This window comes from Pseudomonas sp. 203-8, from assembly GCF_020708595.1.
Lineage (GTDB): Bacteria > Pseudomonadota > Gammaproteobacteria > Pseudomonadales > Pseudomonadaceae > Pseudomonas > Pseudomonas aeruginosa.
Genome location: NZ_JAJFDF010000005.1, coordinates 341,664 through 358,864, shown reverse-complemented (window position 1 = coordinate 358,864; position 17,201 = coordinate 341,664). Strand labels below are relative to the sequence as shown.

Sequence of the window (17,201 nt, the reverse complement as noted above, 5' to 3'; positions counted from 1 at the left end):
CGAGATGCGCAAACCTGCATTCGGCGTATCGGCGCTGCTGATCGCCCTGACCCTCGGCGCCTGCTCCATGGCGCCGACCTACGAACGTCCCGCCGCGCCGGTGGCCGACAGCTGGAGCGGCGCCGCCGCCCAGCGCCAGGGCGCGGCGATCGACACGCTGGATTGGAAGAGTTTCATCGTCGATGCCGAACTACGCCGCCTGGTGGACGTGGCCCTGGATAACAACCGCTCGTTGCGCCAGACCCTCCTGGATATCGAGGCGGCCCGCGCGCAGTATCGAATCCAGCGCGCCGACCGGGTTCCGGGCCTGAACGCCGCTGCCACCGGCAACCGCCAGCGGCAGCCGGCCGACCTGTCCGCCGGAAATCGCTCGGAAGTGGCCAGCAGCTACCAGGTCGGGCTGGCCCTGCCGGAGTACGAACTGGACCTCTTCGGTCGGGTCAAGAGCCTGACCGACGCAGCCCTGCAACAGTACCTGGCCAGCGAGGAGGCAGCGCGCGCGGCACGGATCGCCCTGGTCGCCGAGGTCAGCCAGGCCTACCTGAGCTATGACGGCGCCCTGCGGCGCCTGGCGCTGACCCGTCAGACCCTGGTCAGCCGCGAGTATTCCTTCGCCCTGATCGACCAGCGCCGCGCGGCCGGCGCCGCCACCGCGCTGGACTACCAGGAAGCCCTTGGCCTGGTGGAGCAGGCGCGCGCCGAGCAGGAGCGCAACCTGCGGCAGAAACAGCAGGCATTCAACGCGCTGGTGTTGCTGCTGGGTAGCGACGATGCCGCGCAGGCGATTCCGCGGAGTCCGGGGCAGCGGCCGAAGCTGCTGCAGGACATCGCTCCCGGCACGCCGTCCGAGCTGATCGAGCGACGCCCGGACATCCTTGCCGCCGAACATCGTTTGCGGGCGCGCAACGCGGATATCGGCGCGGCGCGCGCGGCGTTCTTCCCGCGCATCAGCCTGACCGGCAGCTTCGGCACCTCCAGCGCGGAAATGTCCGGCCTGTTCGATGGCGGCTCGCGCTCCTGGAGCTTCCTGCCGACGCTGACGCTGCCGATCTTCGATGGCGGGCGCAACCGTGCCAACCTGAGCCTGGCCGAGGCGCGCAAGGATTCGGCGGTGGCCGCCTACGAGGGGACCATCCAGACCGCTTTCCGCGAGGTCGCCGACGCCCTGGCGGCCAGCGATACCCTGCGTCGCGAAGAGAAGGCCCTGCGCGCCCTGGCGAACAGCAGCAACGAAGCCCTGAAGCTGGCCAAGGCACGCTACGAGAGTGGCGTCGACAACCACCTGCGCTACCTCGATGCGCAGCGCAGCAGCTTCCTCAACGAGATCGCCTTCATCGACGGCAGCACCCAGCGGCAGATCGCCCTGGTCGACCTGTTCCGCGCGCTCGGCGGAGGCTGGGACGAGGGACGGAGCCTGGTGGTACATCGAGGCGGCAGGAGTTGAGCGGGTAAACGTGTGGGAAACGGTGCTAGCGGGTGGCAACTGCCGCCCGCTCAAGGGCTGGCAGGTTGTGCGGGGTTCGACGCGCCACGCAGGAACAGCTCCTCCAGCGTGGCGGACAACCCGGCGCTGGCCGCGCGACCGCGGCGCTCGGCATCGACCATGCCGTAGATCAGGACGATGAAGAGTTCGCTGAAGGTCGCCGCGCTGATATCGATACGGAACACACGCTTCTGCTGGCCGCGCAGGAAGAAGGCGTCCAGGGCTTCGACATAGGACTGCCAACTGGCGTCCCCATGCCCGGCCTGGCGTCCCGGGTTCTGCTCGAACATCAGCAGCGCCAGCAGGTCGCGCTGGGCGAGGTGTTCCCGGATCAGCTCGCGTAGCGCTTCCCGCGGCTCCAGCCGCTGCAGGGCGGCGCTGTGGGTGAGGCGTTCGAGGGTACTCCTGGCATGGCTTTCCAGGCGCCGCTTGAGACCTTCGCGGGTACCGCAATGACGGTTCAGGGTTGCCCTGCTCACTCCTGCCAGTTCCGCCAGTTCTCCCATGGTGGCGCGCGGATGATTGACCATCGCGGTGGCCAGGGCCTTGAGCAGGCGCTGGTCCTGAGACGACGGGGTTGGCGCTGGGTCGAGACTGTCCCTGTGCGGGGAGTCGGGTAGCTGGGCGGATCTGGGAGCGAGTGTCATTTTTGAGGTTTTTTTTGTTCTTTTGAGACTGATTTGGATCAATTGTAGCAGGCTGGATCTCCCCACGCCTTGCTTCGCGTCAGGTCTTGAGCGGCAGCACCATGGCCGCGAGCAGTGCCAGGCCCACCCAGACCTCGCACGGGGCGATGGTCGCCGCCTCGCTCAGGCAGAACGCCTTTGACAGGACGAGGGTAGCGGAGACAGTAAGGGCGGCCAGTACGCTGCTCAGCGTCACCGTAACGGCCTGGAATCGGACGGCGAACATCCGCCGGCAAAGCGCCCCGCCCCACGAAAACCGGGGTGGCTGGCCAGCTTTCTCTCGGTCTGTCATATACTTGGCCGAGTTTTTTTCCTTTTCTTCATGAGGTGCTCGTTTTGGCTCAGTACGTCTACACCATGCATCGGGTCGGCAAGATCGTTCCGCCCAAGCGTGAAATCCTCAAGGACATCTCCCTGTCGTTCTTCCCCGGCGCCAAGATCGGCGTGCTCGGCCTGAACGGCGCGGGCAAGTCCACCCTGCTGCGGATCATGGCCGGCGTCGACACCGAGATCGAAGGCGAGGCCCGGCCGATGCCGGGGATCAACGTCGGCTACCTGCCGCAGGAGCCCAAGCTGGACCCGCAGGCCACCGTGCGCGACATCGTCGAAGAGGCCGTCGGCCAGATCAAGCAGGCCCAGGCGCGGCTGGACGAGGTCTATGCCGCCTATGCCGAGCCGGATGCCGACTTCGACGCCCTGGCCGCCGAGCAGGCCAAGCTGGAGGCGATCCTGCAGGCATCCGACGGACACAACCTGGAACGCCAGCTGGAAGTCGCCGCCGACGCCCTGCGCCTGCCGCCGTGGGATGCCAAGGTCGAGCACCTGTCCGGCGGCGAAAAGCGCCGCGTAGCGCTGTGCCGTCTGCTGCTGTCGGCTCCCGACATGCTGCTGCTGGACGAACCGACCAACCACCTGGACGCCGACTCGGTGGCCTGGCTGGAGCATTTCCTGCACGACTTCCCCGGCACTGTGGTGGCGATCACCCACGACCGCTACTTCCTCGACAACGTCGCCGGCTGGATCCTCGAACTCGACCGTGGCCATGGCATCCCGTTCGAAGGCAACTACTCCGGCTGGCTGGAATCCAAGGCCGCCCGCCTGGCCCAGGAAGCCAAGCAGGAAGCCTCCCACGCCAAGGCCATGAAGGCCGAGCTGGAGTGGGTACGCCAGGGCGCCAAGGGCCGCCAGGCCAAGTCCAAGGCGCGCCTGCAGCGCTTCGAGGAACTGCAGTCGCAGGAATTCCAGAAGCGCAGCGAGACCAACGAGATCTACATCCCGGCCGGTCCGCGCCTGGGCGACAAGGTCATCGAACTGCACAATGTGACCAAGGGCTACGGCGACCGCGTGCTGATCGACAACCTGTCCCTGAGCATTCCCAAGGGCGCCATCGTCGGTGTGATCGGCGGCAACGGCGCGGGCAAGTCGACCCTGTTCCGCATGCTTACCGGCAAGGAGCAGCCGGACTCCGGCACCATCGAGATCGGCGAGACCGTGCAGATCGCCAGCGTCGACCAGAGCCGTGACAGCCTGGAAGGCAACAAGACCGTGTGGGAGCAGGTTTCCGACGGTTTCGAGCAGATCAAGATCGGCAACTACGAAGTCCCGTCGCGCAGCTATGTCGGTCGCTTCAACTTCAAGGGCGCCGACCAGCAGAAGTTCGTCAAGGACCTCTCCGGCGGTGAGCGTGGCCGTCTGCACCTGGCCCTGACCCTGAAGCAGGGCGGCAACGTGCTGCTGCTCGACGAACCGTCCAACGACCTCGACGTGGAAACCCTGCGTGCGCTGGAAGAGGCGCTGCTGGACTTCCCCGGCTCCGCCATCGTGATCTCCCACGACCGCTGGTTCCTCGACCGGATCGCCACCCACATCCTCTCCTACGAGGACGATGGCAAGGTGACCTTCTTCGAAGGCAACTACACCGAGTTCGAGGCGGACCGCAAGAAGCGCCTGGGCGACGCCGCGGCCCAGCCGCACCGCGTGCGCTACAAGAAACTGGCGTAAGCGCACCCTCGAGAAACCGCCCGCCGGCGTTGCCGGCCGGCGGTTTTTTCATGCCTGGAATTCAACGAGCCATGCGCTGGGGAACATGGGAACTGCGCAGGGACACCTCCATAGGCGGTACCCGGGGGAGGCTCCCACGCAGCATGCCTGAGCCTTCACCTAACTAAAGATGGGGGTGCATCGACGGCTGCGATGGTGTCAGCTCTGCTAGTGGTCTGCGCAGCCGATCCGTGCGCTCAATACCGCCTGCCCGGAGAGGCCGCGCCATATGGCGAAGCCCGGCGGAATCGAGTACCGGCATTGGCCGGGCGGACCAGCCGCTACCTTCGCTCGGCGCTGGCGCCTCGGGGTAGCGTTGCCGGTGGTGGCGGCTTGTGCGCTGTCCCCATCATCAGCAGTATGGCCGTTCGGCCTGTATCGCCGGCCTTGCGGCGGTACGACCGGGCGGGCCTTGAAGGGATGCGAGCGGTCGGGTGCGAATGCCAACAACAAACAAGCACGAATCATTGATCTCCCTGCGGGGGATCGGCAAGGGCTACCTCCTGGGGGGGCAGCCGCTGCAGATACTGAAAGACGTCTGCCTGGACATCTTTCCCGGAGAAAGCTGCGCGATCGTCGGCGCGTCGGGCTCGGGCAAGAGCACCCTGCTGAATATCCTCGGCCTGCTCGACCGCCCGGACAGCGGTGCCTACCGCTTCGCCGAGCACGACATCTTCAGCGTCGACGGGGACCGACTGGCGGCGATCCGCAACCGCCTGATCGGCTTCGTCTTCCAGAGCTTCAACCTGTTGCCGCGGCTGAACGCGCTGGACAACGTCGCGCTGCCCCTGAGCTATCGAGGGATGCCGCGCCGCGAGGCACTGGAGCGGGCCGAGGCGATGCTCGCCCGGGTCGGCCTGGCCGAGCGCGCCGGCCATCGTCCGGCGGACCTCTCCGGCGGCCAGCGGCAGCGCGTCGCCATCGCTCGCGCGCTGGTCGGCGAGCCGGCGCTGATCCTCGCCGACGAACCAACCGGCAACCTCGACGCGAGCACCGCGAAAGAAGTGCTGGAGCTGCTCCTCACCCTCAACCGCGAGCGCCAGGTGACCCTGGTGGTGGTCACCCATGATCCCAGCCTGGCCGCCCGTCTCGGGCGCCAACTGACAGTGCGGCATGGCGAGGTGCACGAGGACCTGGCGGAGGCCTGCCGGTGAGCGCCAGCCCGTCGCCCCGGCAATTGCTTCACGAGGCCCTCGCCAGTCTTCGCGGGCTGGGGCGCCGCTCGCTGCTGGCGTTGCTGGGTATCGTCATGGGCTGTTCATCGGTGATCGCGATGCTGAACATCGGCAGCAACGCGACCGACGAAGCGATGAGCATCTTCAAGGACATGGGCACCGACACCCTGGTGGTGCAGTTCCCGTTCGCCCCGCAGGCGCCGATGCCGATGCCGGCGTCGCTCGACACCGAACCGCTGCTCCGCGACGTGGCCGGTCTGGAGCACCTGGCGGCGCTGGGCCTGTACTCGGCGCCGGTGACCTTTCACGGACGCACCAGCAACGCCAGTATCGTCGGCGCCAGCGCCGGGCTCGCGGCTGCCGCCAGGCTGCGGCTGCGCGAAGGACGTTTCCTCTCGCGCTTCGACGATCACGACACCTACGTGGTGGTGGGCGCGACAATCGCCGAGGCCCTGGGGGCGCCCGGCGATCCGCTGCGCCTCGGCGAGCAACTGACGGTCAACGACTATCTGTTCCGCGTGATCGGCATTCTCCAGCCGCAGGCCAGCGCCGCTCTCTTGCCGTTCGCCGCCAACGACTCGCTGTTCGTGCCGGCGCCGGGCATGCCGCGCCTGCAGCCGGCCGCCGAGGTCAGCCATGTGGTGGCGCGGGTCTCGCCGGGAGCGGACGTCTATAGCGTCGGCGCGGCCCTGGGCGCGGCCCTGACGGCGCGGTTGCCCGGTCACGAGGCGCAGGTCCAGGTCTCGCAGCAGGTGCTCGATGGACTCAAGCGGCAGACCCGGACCTTCACCTACCTGCTGGCCGGACTGGGGATCATCTCCCTGCTCGGCGGCGGCGTCGGAGTGATGAACGTGATGCTGATGAGTGTCGCCGAACGCCGCCGGGAAATCGGCGTGCGCATGGCGCTGGGCGCGCGCCAGCGGGACATCCGCAATCTTTTCCTGATCGAGGCGGTGACCCTGACCGCCGCGGGCGCGCTGTCGGGCGCGGTGCTCGGCGTGGCGGCTGCGTATCTCTACGCCAGGTTCTCCGGCTGGACCTTCTCCCTGGCCTACGCGGCCCTGCCGCTGGGGATGGGCAGTACCCTGCTGGTGGGGCTGTTCTTCGGGCTCTATCCGGCGGTCTCGGCGGCTCGCCTGCAACCGGTCGAGGCGCTGCGCGATGAATAGGTGGGGCCTGGGCGTGCTGTGGCTGGTCACCGCTCTTCCGGTGGCGGCCAGCGTCAACCCGGCGCTGAGTCCGGACGTACCGAGCATGGCCCGCGAACAGGGCAGGTCGGTACTGCTCAGCGAGCAGGTGATCGACCTCAGCCTGAGCGACGCGGTCTATCTTGGCCTGCGCAACAACCGTGGAATCCGTAGCGCCTACCTGCAACGGATCGCGCAGAAGTTCGACCTGCGCGTCGCCGCCGACGCCTTCAACCCGAAGCTGGTGGTGCGCGGCGACTATCGCGCCAACCGCGCCACCGAAGACCGCACGAGGACCAGCAATGTCTCGCCCACCGCGACCCTGCTTGGCGAATATGGCACTCGCTTCAGCCTGGCCTGGGTCAAGCAGTTCCGCACCGCCGACGAGGCCGGGCGCTACCGCAGCGATGGCCTCGACCTGACCGTCGTCCAGCCGTTGCTGCGCGATGCGGGCTGGGACGTCACCACCGCGCCGCTGCGCCTGGCACGTCTCTCCGAAGACGCCAATCGCCTGCAACTCAAGGCCAGCGTGTCGCAGACCATCAGCCAGGTCATCGGCGCCTACCGGGAGCTGCTGCGCGCCCAGGAGCAGGCGCGCATCGCTCGCGAAGCCCTGGCGCGGACCCAGGAGCTGCTCGAGGTCAACCGGGCGATGATCCGCGCCGGGCGAATGGCCGAATTCGAGATCGTGCAGACCGAGGCCGACGTCGCCAGCCAGGAGCTCAACGTCGAGGAGTCCGCCAACCAGGTCGACAGCGCACGCCTGGCCCTGCTGCAACTGCTGGCGCTGGACCTGTCGACGCAGATCCGCGCCAGCGATGCGCTGGCCGCCACGCCGATCGAGGTCGACCGCCAGCAGGCGATCAGGACCGCCCTGCAGCAGCAACCGGAATACCTGCAACGCCTGATCGGCAGTCGCCAGGCCGACCTCAACCTGGTGCTGGCGAAGAACCAGCGCCTGTGGGATGTCTCGCTGGTGGGCGGCGCCAGCCAGATCCGCGACCGCTACAGCGAGGGTGGTGGCGACAATTCACGCAGCTGGGACAGCTACGCCGGGGTACAGGTGGAAATTCCCATCGGCGACCTCAGCCGCCGGCAGGCCGAGGTGCGCGCCCAGGTCGACGTGGAGAACCAGAAGATCCTGATCGAGGATGCCCGGCAGACCCTGGAGCAGAACGTCATCGATGCGGTGCGCGACCTCGGCACGCGCTGGCGCCAGTACCAGATCGCCCAGCGCGCCACCGCGTTGTCGCGGCGCAAGCTGGAGATCGAACGGGAAAAGCTGCGCGTCGGGCGTTCGAGCAACTTCCAGGTGCTGAGCTTCGAGACCGACCTGCGCAACGTCGAGAACACCCAATTGAATGCTCTGATCTCGTTTCTCAATGCGCAGACGCAGCTCGACCTGATCGTCGGCATGACCCTGGATAGCTGGGAGATTTCGCTCAATGACCACTGACCGGTTTTCCTTCCTGCGCCGGCCGGCATTGTCGCTCGCCGCCGGCCTGGCGGTTGTTGCGGCGCTGGCCTGGCTGGTCCTCGCCGGCGGCACCGCGAAACGCACGGAAGGGGAGCGCTGGGTCGCCGTACGGGCGGCCCCGCTGGTGCATCAGATCGGCCTGGTCGGACGCCTGGAACCGGGGCGCGTGGTGACCCTGGCGGCGCCCTTCGCCGGCAATGTCGAGGCGCTGCTGGTGGAGCCGGGACAGCGGGTCGCGGAAGGACAGGAGCTGCTGCGCATGGACACCCGCGAGATCGCCGTGCAGGTGCGCGAGGCACAGTCGGCGTTGCTCAAGGCCCGTCGCACCCTGCAGGACCTGCGCGACTGGGAGCGTGGCGAGGACATGGCGCGGGTCCGTCGTGCCCTGCGCAGCGCGCAGCTGGCGCAGAGCAGCACCGAGCGCAAGTTGCGCGAGACCCGCGAGCTGTTCCAGCGCGGGATCGTCCCGCGCAACGAACTCGACGATCTCGAACAACAGGCCAGCCAGCAGCGCATGGACCTGGAGGCGGCCCGGCGGGAAGTGGAGTCGACCCGCGCCAAGGGGCAGGGCGAGAATCGCCAGATCGCCGAAATGGACCTGGCCAACGCCAGCGTGAAATACGAGACGCTGCAGGCCCAGCTGGATGGCCGTACGGTGCGCGCGCCCTTTGCCGGTATCGTCGTCGCGGCGCCCGGCCTGGCTGGCGAGCAGGGCAGCCGCGAACCGGTGCAGGCCGGTAGCAAGCTGGGGCAGGGCCAGGCGTTGTTCGGCCTGGCCAGCGTCGAGCGGCTGAAGGTATCTGCGAAGGTTTCCGAACTGGATATCAACCAGTTACGCGAAGGGCAGGCGGTGGAAATCAGTGGCGACGGCTTCGAGGGCACCACGCTGGCGGGCGTCATCGCCGCCCTCGGTGGTCAGGCTCTGCCCGGCATGGCCCAGGGAGGTAGCCCGCAGTTCGAGGTGACGGTGTCGGTAGCGCCGCTCGATCCCCGCCAGTTGCAGAAGATTCGTCTGGGAATGAGCGCCAAGCTGACGGTCACCACCTATCGCAACGAACAGGCCATCGTCGTGCCGCCGGAGGCGATACGCCACGAGGGTGACCGGCTGTTCGTGGACGTTCGCCAGGCTCCCGGCGCCAGCGTGATGGCGCAACAGGTCAAGATCGGACGCTCCACGCCGGAGGGCGTGGAGGTGTTCGAGTTGCAGCCGGGTCTCGTTCGCGTGCCGTCCTCGTCCGACCGATAGTTGGCAACCTAACTTTGGGTTGGCTGGGTCGCTTCGCGAGCTGCCAATTCTGGTAGGTACGCCCCGTCATGGTGCGTTTCTTCCCGACGCGGATGTTGACAGAGGTATCAGGATTCCTTCGCGACAACGCTTCGTCCGCCCTCCACGGCATTCACCGACCTTCCTTCGGAGGGTCAACCCCCTTCTTTCGCTAGGCTTTTCCAGAGCCGCGCTGACCGTACTCTGGCCCCCGTCGTTGACTGGTCCACTGCCCCTTCGTGGTGATTGCCAGCCCTGTCAGGCCTGCGTTCGCGGAGGTCGGCCAGGTGGGCATCTCGAGGCGCGGCGGGTTGGCAAACCCTATCGGATCTTTCCGATATCCGGTCTGTCCCGGCTCGTCGTGGGGACCGTCAGCGTCGGCACCGGATAGGACTCATGAGGTAAAGCCTCTCCCGAATCCCGGTACGCACGGCCAAGGCGGGTGGTGTGGTTCGCCTGGCAGGTGGATCGGACGGGAAGGCACAAGGTGGTCGTGGGGGCGGGTCGGCGACGATCCTGCCGCATGATCAAGGCTCGGCAACCGCGAGCGTTGCCAACTCACTGGAAGGATACAAAACAATGAAATCCATCAAGTCCCTGCCGTCCTTTGCTGCTCTTGCTCTCTGCCTGAGCGTTTCGTCCATGGCCAGCGCGGCCACCATCACCCCGGTCAACTCGGCCTTCACCGCACCTGGCACCATCAGCGTGAGCTCGCCGGCGTCGCTCAATCTGCCAGTGACCTGCAACATCACCTTCAAGGGCAAGACCGCCGCCGATGGCTCCTATGCCTCGATCGACAGCGTCACCGTCAGCGGCAGCAACACCCTGTGCAGCGTGCCGCAGATGACCGGCCTGCCGTGGAAGCTGACCGTTTCCAGCACCACTGCCGGCAAGGTCGATGGCGTCGGCTTCAAGATTCTCTCCTCTACCTGTGGCCCGAGCACCGTCAACGGTTCCTGGAGCAACGCCACCAACACCCTCAGCGCCAGCAATCAGTCGCTGGCAGGCAACTGCAAGATCAACAGCCTGAGCGTGAAGCCGACCCCGGCCTTCGTAGTCAACCCGTAATCCGGGCTGCCGCTGGCGCCCTCGGCGCCAGCGGTTTCGCGCTCCCGCTGCCAGGCGTCCTTCGCGGGCCGGCAGGTCCGAGGGAGTTTCCGCCGGAAGCGGCGCAGAACCTCGTTCGCACATGGAAAACGGTCTGGGGGAGGGTGTCCGCCAGGACGCTCAAGCAGGCCGACCATCGTGCCCCGTGCACTAGCAGTCCACCAGGGGTGAAACCTTGAACAACAAAAACGATATTTCCTGCCTGTTTGCCAGAAAACCATTGCCATTGCTCTGCGCCCTGATCGTCGGCGGACTCTTCGGCACGTCCCAGGCGCAAGCCGGCGGCTTCATGGTGCCGACCACCAACACGGCGGGCTGGGGCCGTGCGATGGCAGGCGGCTCGCTGTTTCCCAACGATCCGAGCGCCGCGTTCAACAACCCGGCGGCCATGGCGTTCATCGACAAGCGGATCGCCCAGTTGACGGTCAACTACGCCGATATCGACATCAAGTACAACGGCGATGCCTACGACTACCAGGGCAATCCCATGACCGGCGGCTACCAGGACGGGCCGGGTACCCCCGAGCTGGCTACCAACGATGGCGGCCAGGCCGGATTCGGCGCGTGGCTGCCGACCGGCTTCCTGGTCGTACCGATCAACGACCGCTTCGCCTTCGGTCTGAGCCAGGTCGTTCCGATGGGAATGCGCAGTACCTGGGACCCGAACTGGAAAGGCCGCGATTTCGCGGTGGACACCAAGATCGAGACGATCGGCCTGACCGGCTCCCTGTCGTTCAAGGTCAACGACAACTTCTCCCTGGGCGCCGGGGTGATCATCCAGCGCACCTCCGGCTTCGTCAGTCAGAACCTCGATCTCTATGCCTCGGCCGCCAACTCCCCGGGCATGGGCGGGATTCCGTTCCCGGCCTCGAACTCGTCCGCGCTGATGCGGGTCAAGGTGGACAACACCTCGCCCGGCTTCTTCGCCGGCGCGGTGTGGAAGCCGACCGACCGCGACACCCTGGGCTTCGCCTACCACGCGAAGATCCGCAACAAGCTGAAGGGTCACTACAACCTCTACGACCACGACGGTGGGCTGACCGAGGGCGCCATCGAGGGAGGCACCCCGGGCCTGGCCTATCCCGGCCTGGACCTGCGCATGGGCGCTTCCGCCTCGGCGCGCCTGGATATCCCCGCCTACGCCTCGCTGGACTGGGTACACCAGTTCAACGACCGTCTGAGCCTGGGCGCCAGCGCCACCTGGACCGAGTGGTCGTCATTCCAGGACCTGACCCTCAAGTCCCACGGCAACACGATCGTCTCCATCCCCTACACCTACCGGAACACCTGGACCCTGGCGGTGGGCGGCGACTACAAGGTGACCGAACAGTGGACCATGCGCGCCGGGGTCGCCTACGACCAGACGCCGACCCACAATGCCACCCGCGACCCGCGGATTCCCGACGGCGATCGCTACTTCGCCTCCCTGGGCGCCGGCTATCGCTTCCAGTCGATGCCGGAGTTGTCGATCGACGCGGCCTACTCGCGGCAGTTCGTCAAGGAGGTGCCGTTGAAGACGGTCAACCAGGATCGCCTGGGCGGCGGACGCCTGGATGGCAGGGCAACCAGCAAGGGACAGGTGTTCAGCCTGTCCGCGACCTACGACTTCTAGACCCGGCCGTAGGCAGAGAAAGGGCCTCCCCCGTCAGGGGGAGGCCCTTTCACATCTGGCGCCGGGATGCACGCGAACGGTGCTTTCGTCGCCCTTCAACAGTGCGTGGCCTGCCCGGAAGCCAGCCTGGTTCCAGGCGCGCGCTCTGGCCCTAGCCGTTCTGGCGGACCCGGAAAGTTTCAGTTTTGCACCATAAAGATTCATCAATGCGTCATTTCGCACTTTCTAGGTGCCGCCTGGCTTGTTAGAGTCACGCGCAAAAAATTGTTCACAAAACTAGAAACCGGTGAGAAAAATGACGCAATCCGTCGACGCTTTCCTCGAGCGCCTGAAGCGGCGCGATCCCGATCAGCCCGAATTCCACCAGGCGGTGGAAGAGGTGCTGCGTTCCCTCTGGCCGTTCCTCGAGGCCAACCCGCACTACCTGGAAGCCGGCATCATCGAACGCATCGTCGAACCCGAGCGGGCGATCCTGTTCCGCGTACCCTGGGTCGACGACCAGGGCCGGGTACGGGTCAACCGTGGCTACCGGGTGCAGATGAGCAGCGCCATCGGCCCCTACAAGGGCGGCCTGCGCTTCCATCCCTCGGTCAACCTCGGGGTGCTGAAGTTCCTCGCCTTCGAGCAGGTCTTCAAGAACTCCCTGACCACTCTGCCCATGGGCGGCGGCAAGGGCGGCTCCGACTTCGATCCGAAGGGCAAGAGCGACGCCGAGGTGATGCGTTTCTGCCAGTCGTTCATGAGCGAGCTGTACCGCCACGTCGGCGCCGACCTGGACGTGCCGGCCGGCGACATCGGCGTCGGCGCGCGTGAGATCGGCTACCTGTTCGGCCAGTACAAGCGCCTGTCCAACCAGTTCACCTCGGTGCTGACCGGCAAGGGCCTGAGCTACGGCGGCAGCCTGATCCGCCCGGAGGCGACCGGCTTCGGCTGCGTCTACTTCGCCCAGGAAATGCTCAAGGATCGTGGCCGCGGCTTCGACGGCCAGCGGGTGGCGATCTCCGGCTCGGGCAACGTCGCCCAGTACGCGGCGCGCAAGGTCATGGAAATGGGCGGCAAGGTGATCTCGCTGTCCGATTCCGAAGGCACCCTGTATGCCGAGGCGGGGCTCTCCGACGAGCAGTGGGAATACCTGATGGAGCTGAAGAACGTGCGCCGCGGGCGCATCCGCGAGATGGCGGAGCAGTTTTCCCTGCAGTTTCTCGAAGGGCGCCGGCCCTGGGGCCTGGCCTGCGATATCGCGCTGCCCTGCGCGACCCAGAACGAACTGGATGCCGAGGATGCGCGGCGCCTGCTGGCCAACGGCTGCGTCTGTGTCGCCGAAGGCGCCAACATGCCCTCGACCCTGGAAGCCGTCGACCTGTTCCTCGAGGCCGGCATCCTCTACGCGCCGGGCAAGGCGTCGAACGCCGGCGGGGTGGCGGTGAGCGGCCTGGAGATGTCGCAGAACGCCATGCGCCTGCGTTGGAGCGAGGGCGAGGTGGATACCAAGCTGCACGGCATCATGCAGTCGATCCACCATGCCTGCCTGCTGTACGGCGAGGAGCAGGGGCGGGTCAACTACGTGAAGGGGGCGAACATCGCCGGCTTCGTCAAGGTCGCCGATGCGATGCTGGCGCAGGGCGTGGTCTGAGGTCGTCCCATAGAGGAAAAACGGGGCTCCAGGGGAGCCCCGTTTTTCCTTGTGGCGGTTATTCCGCGGGACGCGGCGTGGTCTCCGTGCTGGCCGGCAGCAGCGGATATTCGACGCGCGGCTGCTTGCCGCTCAGGCTGTGCAGGAAGGCGACGATGTTCTCCACGTCGTCCGGCGCCAACTGCTTGCCGAGCTGGGCGTTGCCCATGATCGCCACCGCGTCCTTGAGTTCCCAGACCTGGCCGCTGTGGAAGTACGGCGCGGTGAGGGCGACGTTGCGCAGGGGCGCGGCGCGGAATACGTACTCGTCGCTCTGGGTCTTGGTCACGGCGAAGCGGCCCTTGTCGCCGCTGGGCAGCACGCTGGCGTCGGGCTTCTTCACCAGGCCGAACGGGAAGTAGGCCTGGCCGCCCAGGTTGATGCCGTTGTGGCAGGCGCTGCAGCCACTGTCCATGAATGCCTTGAGGCCTTTCTTCTGCTGTGCGTCGAGGGCCTTGTCGTCGCCCTTGAGATACAGGTCGAAGGGCGAGTCCGGAGTCACCAGGGTCGCCTCGTAGGCCTCGATGGCCAGCGCCATGTTGTCGAAGCTGACCGGCTTGCCGGCCTTGGGGAAGGCCTTGCGGAAGGCGTCCACGTATTCCGGGATGCTGCCCAGGGTCTGTTCGACCAACTGCGGGGTACTGTGCATCTCGACGCTGTTCTGGATGGGGCCCTTGGCCTGCTCCCCCAGGTCCTTGGCGCGGCCATCCCAGAACTGCGCGGCATTGAACACGGCGTTGAAGACCGTCGGCGAATTGCGTGGCCCCTTCTGCCAGCCGTGACCGACCGACGTCGGTACGTTGTCGGCGCCGCCGGTGCCGACGTTGTGGCAGGTGTTGCAGCTGAGCACATGGCTGCGTGACAGGCGCGGGTCGAAGAACAGTTTCTTGCCGAGTTCGCGCTGTTGCTCGCTGATGGGCTGGCCGCGTAGCTCGGTGACCTGCTCGGGGATGGGTTTGAACAGCGCGCTGGCCTGGTCGTGCAGGGCATCGGCCTGGGCGAGGGGCGTGGCGAACGACAGCAACAGGCTGCCAAGCGGGAGCAGTTGCGAGGACTGCATCTTTTTTTCTCCTTATCAGGCGTTACAACCGGTCCTGTGAGGAGAGGCCAGCGGCGCGCTGCTCGGCTTGACGTGGATCAAGCGCACCGGGATCGGTGCTGCGGATGGTTGTCGCAGCGTGCTTCAGCGCTCGCGCAAGGCCCGGGCCAACGCGCGGTCGCGGTCGCGCTGCCAATCGTCGTCGCGGTCGTCCCACTGGCGCTCCTCGAAACGCCGCCGCTCTTCGCTCCGCGCCATCGACCGGCATTGCTCGAAGCCGTCGCCCCAGCCGCTGGCGTAGATCGCCTCACGCAGGTAGCGGGGGACGTCCTTGCGGAATTCGCCGCTGATCGAGCCGGCCGCCTGGCGGCCGCTACCGCAGCCATCGTCGAAACCGTCGGCATAGGCGGGCGGGTAGCCCTTGGCGAGCAGGTACTGGTGGGTGCTTTCGCAGCCGCCGAGCAGGGTGGCGGTGAGCAGGATCAGGGCGAGGACAAGCACGCCGAGACGCGAAGAAGACATGGCCGGGACTCCTCGACCGCCGGGATGGGGCTCCCGGAGATTCGCGCCGGGCCCGCTGGCAGGTCCGGCGCGAGTCTAGGTCGGCATTGGTGAGGAATTCGTCAAGCCGATGTGATGACGATGCGATGACCGCCGCCGTCCAGCGCCTGGTCGCCGATCCTCACCGGCAGGAAGCGTTCGATAACCCGGCGGTTGCTTTGCAGATGGGCGCTCAGCCGCGGCGTGGTGAAGCTGCCGGCGCCGGCCAGGGCCATGGGCAGCAGCAATTGGTCGGCGAGGTGCTCGTCCGCCGCGCAGCCGCTTTCCATCCAGCCGATGGCTTGCGTCGCGACCTGTTCCGCCACCCGTTCGGCGCTGACGCCGGCCTGGCCGAAGGCGCAGAAGGTCGCGCAGATGTGCTCGCAGTCGATCCGCAGCAGCAGGGCGTTGCCCGGCCCCTGGTCCTCCGCGAGGAACTCCAGCTGGCGTTCTTCGTCGCTCCAACCGAGGCGCTGGCGGACCCTCTCCAGCTCACGCTCGCCGACGTGCCCGGGAATCCCGGCGAGCAGCGCCCGCGCCTGGCGCCGCAGCGCCGCGCCGGGATGCTCCAGTTGCAGCGGCCGCCAGCGTGCCGGGCGTACCCGCGCCAGCAGCTCGCCACCGCCGGCGGGTACGAAGCCGTGGCGCAGCAGTTCCAGGTCGACTTCCGCGCCCATCCGCTGCAACAGCGGCAGCCAGCTGTCGCGGAGAAAGTCCGCCGGCGGCGCCAGTGGATTGTGGGTGCCGCCGCTGATCCTCACCCGGCTTTCGCCGTTGGCCGCGAGCAGCGCCGGCAGCAGGGTTTGCAGTACCAGCGAGCAACTGCCGGCGGAGCCGATGGCGAAGGCGTAGTCGCCGGCGCGGATCGCACCGGGCCGGAACGCCAGCTCGCGTGAGCCGAGCTCGGCACCCTCGACCTCGGCCGCGCAGATTTCCGCCGCCGCGCGCACCGCGGTGAGGTGCTGCCGCAGCAGCCCCGGACGGCTGCGCCGGCCACGGATGTTGCGGATGCGCAGCGGCTGGCCGCTGGTCATCGACAGGCTCAGGGCGCTACGCAGGATCTGCCCGCCGCCTTCGCTGCCGTCGAGTTCGATGAGGTCCTTTCTCATGAGGTTTCCCTTGTGTATTGCCATATCTTGTCGTGGAGGTAGCGATCCAGCAGTCGGCTGTCCTGGCGCGCGCCGGTTGGTTGGGTGGCCCCTCGTTCGGCCTGGAGCAACTCCGCTTCGATGAAGCGTTGCAGCGCCAGGCGCGGAGGGCCGTAGGCCGATTCGTCGCGCTGACGCTTGAGGCTCAGCAGGGCATCCAGCTCTTCGCGCAGCGACGGGTCGTCCAGTGTGGCTTCCACTAGCCTCTCGAACGCCACCGACGGCAAGCCCAGGCCTGCATCCAGCCAACGCACCGCGAACAACGGGCGCAGGACGTAGAGGTATTTCTTCAGCCGGACGCTGTCGCCCTTCAGGTAGCCGCGGTAGTTCTTGCGTGCCATCGACAGGTAGTGATGGCGGCTGCCAGGTACGGAGTGAAAGGCGTTGCCCAGCCAGAGCAGTTCCTCGCGCACGCCAGGCTCTTCCCGATACACCAGCGGCGAGCCGAGCCACTCCAGCAGGGCCGGGTTGGATTTGCGCATCAGGCGCAACGCCTTGCGCAGCTCCCAGCCGCTGATGTCCAGCTCGTCGCTCAGCGGGCGTTCTATCACGTCGCGAGGTTCCTCGACGCGCTGATACCACTCGGGCTGATGCACATAGACGAAGCGTACGTCGTAGTCGCTGTCCGGCGAAGCGAAGCCCCAGGCCCGGCTGCCCGACTCGCAGGCGTAGAGCACGACTACGTCGTGCTCGCGTTCGATCCGTTCCAGCTCATCCAGTACCCGCTCGCGCATGGCGGCGGGGAGCGGATGGCGTTCTTCCCTGTTCATT

The 17,201-nt window shown here is 67.0% G+C and carries 15 protein-coding genes; 9 read left to right on the top strand and 6 right to left on the bottom strand.

All coding sequences use genetic code 11. The features are described 5' to 3' along the window. The first annotated feature begins 4 nt into the window (after positions 1 to 4). Entirely contained in the window at positions 5 to 1,444 is a 1,440-nt protein-coding gene (gene oprJ / locus LJF27_RS14270; RefSeq protein ID WP_003103148.1) for a multidrug efflux transporter outer membrane subunit OprJ, read from the top strand. Positions 1,445 to 1,494: 50 nt separating this feature from the next. Here oprJ and escR read toward each other — a convergent pair whose 3' ends face one another. Beyond that, complete coding sequence (gene escR, locus LJF27_RS14265; protein WP_003094834.1) at positions 1,495 to 2,013, bottom strand: TetR/AcrR family transcriptional regulator EscR; 519 nt, start codon at positions 2,011 to 2,013, stop codon at positions 1,495 to 1,497. A 196-nt stretch (positions 2,014 to 2,209) separates the two neighbouring features. Further along, positions 2,210 to 2,365: a hypothetical protein gene (locus LJF27_RS14260; protein WP_009316255.1), complete on the bottom strand. Its 156-nt coding sequence runs from the start codon at positions 2,363 to 2,365 to the stop codon at positions 2,210 to 2,212. A gap of 140 nt (positions 2,366 to 2,505) precedes the next feature. On the opposite strand from LJF27_RS14260, the gene ettA reads away from it, so the two are divergent. The 8 genes from ettA to gdhA all read left to right on the top strand — a co-directional run bounded on the left by ettA (position 2,506) and on the right by gdhA (position 13,664). Continuing rightward, complete coding sequence (gene ettA / locus LJF27_RS14255) at positions 2,506 to 4,170, top strand: energy-dependent translational throttle protein EttA (RefSeq protein WP_003094829.1); 1,665 nt, start codon at positions 2,506 to 2,508, stop codon at positions 4,168 to 4,170. Between the two features lie 506 nt (positions 4,171 to 4,676). Further along, on the top strand, positions 4,677 to 5,363 hold the full coding sequence (locus LJF27_RS14250; protein WP_003103142.1) for an ABC transporter ATP-binding protein: 687 nt from the start codon (positions 4,677 to 4,679) through the stop codon (positions 5,361 to 5,363). Next, positions 5,360 to 6,553, top strand: a complete 1,194-nt coding sequence (locus LJF27_RS14245; protein ID WP_003103140.1) for an ABC transporter permease — start codon at positions 5,360 to 5,362, stop codon at positions 6,551 to 6,553. Before LJF27_RS14250 ends, LJF27_RS14245 begins: the two co-directional genes overlap by 4 nt. Continuing rightward, positions 6,546 to 8,027 carry a TolC family protein gene (locus LJF27_RS14240; RefSeq protein ID WP_016253901.1) on the top strand — a complete coding sequence of 494 codons (1,482 nt, stop codon included), beginning with the start codon at positions 6,546 to 6,548 and terminating at the stop codon, positions 8,025 to 8,027. The genes LJF27_RS14245 and LJF27_RS14240 overlap by 8 nt, the downstream gene beginning before the upstream one ends. Then, positions 8,017 to 9,294 (top strand): efflux RND transporter periplasmic adaptor subunit, encoded by a 1,278-nt coding sequence (locus tag LJF27_RS14235; RefSeq protein ID WP_003103134.1) that lies wholly within the window; start codon positions 8,017 to 8,019, stop codon positions 9,292 to 9,294. The genes LJF27_RS14240 and LJF27_RS14235 overlap by 11 nt, the downstream gene beginning before the upstream one ends. A gap of 597 nt (positions 9,295 to 9,891) precedes the next feature. Next, positions 9,892 to 10,380: an alkane oxidation protein activator PraA gene (gene praA, locus LJF27_RS14230; RefSeq protein ID WP_003119407.1), complete on the top strand. Its 489-nt coding sequence runs from the start codon at positions 9,892 to 9,894 to the stop codon at positions 10,378 to 10,380. A 259-nt stretch (positions 10,381 to 10,639) separates the two neighbouring features. Continuing rightward, on the top strand, positions 10,640 to 12,031 hold the full coding sequence (locus LJF27_RS14225; protein ID WP_019372174.1) for an outer membrane protein transport protein: 1,392 nt from the start codon (positions 10,640 to 10,642) through the stop codon (positions 12,029 to 12,031). 295 nt (positions 12,032 to 12,326) lie between these two features. Further along, positions 12,327 to 13,664 carry an NADP-specific glutamate dehydrogenase gene (gene gdhA, locus LJF27_RS14220; protein WP_003094817.1) on the top strand — a complete coding sequence of 446 codons (1,338 nt, stop codon included), beginning with the start codon at positions 12,327 to 12,329 and terminating at the stop codon, positions 13,662 to 13,664. A gap of 58 nt (positions 13,665 to 13,722) precedes the next feature. Here gdhA and ccpA read toward each other — a convergent pair whose 3' ends face one another. The 4 genes from ccpA to LJF27_RS14200 form a co-directional block, all read right to left on the bottom strand. Next, positions 13,723 to 14,763 (bottom strand): cytochrome-c peroxidase CcpA, encoded by a 1,041-nt coding sequence (gene ccpA, locus LJF27_RS14215; RefSeq protein WP_003094815.1) that lies wholly within the window; start codon positions 14,761 to 14,763, stop codon positions 13,723 to 13,725. 123 nt (positions 14,764 to 14,886) lie between these two features. Beyond that, positions 14,887 to 15,264 (bottom strand): hypothetical protein, encoded by a 378-nt coding sequence (locus LJF27_RS14210; protein WP_003107850.1) that lies wholly within the window; start codon positions 15,262 to 15,264, stop codon positions 14,887 to 14,889. 101 nt (positions 15,265 to 15,365) lie between these two features. Then, a complete protein-coding gene (gene rtcA / locus LJF27_RS14205; RefSeq protein ID WP_003112809.1) occupies positions 15,366 to 16,391 on the bottom strand; it encodes an RNA 3'-terminal phosphate cyclase in 1,026 nt (341 codons plus the stop codon). After that, entirely contained in the window at positions 16,388 to 17,200 is an 813-nt protein-coding gene (locus LJF27_RS14200) for a nucleotidyltransferase domain-containing protein (protein ID WP_023115583.1), read from the bottom strand. The genes rtcA and LJF27_RS14200 overlap by 4 nt, the downstream gene beginning before the upstream one ends. Position 17,201: the final 1 nt, after the last annotated feature.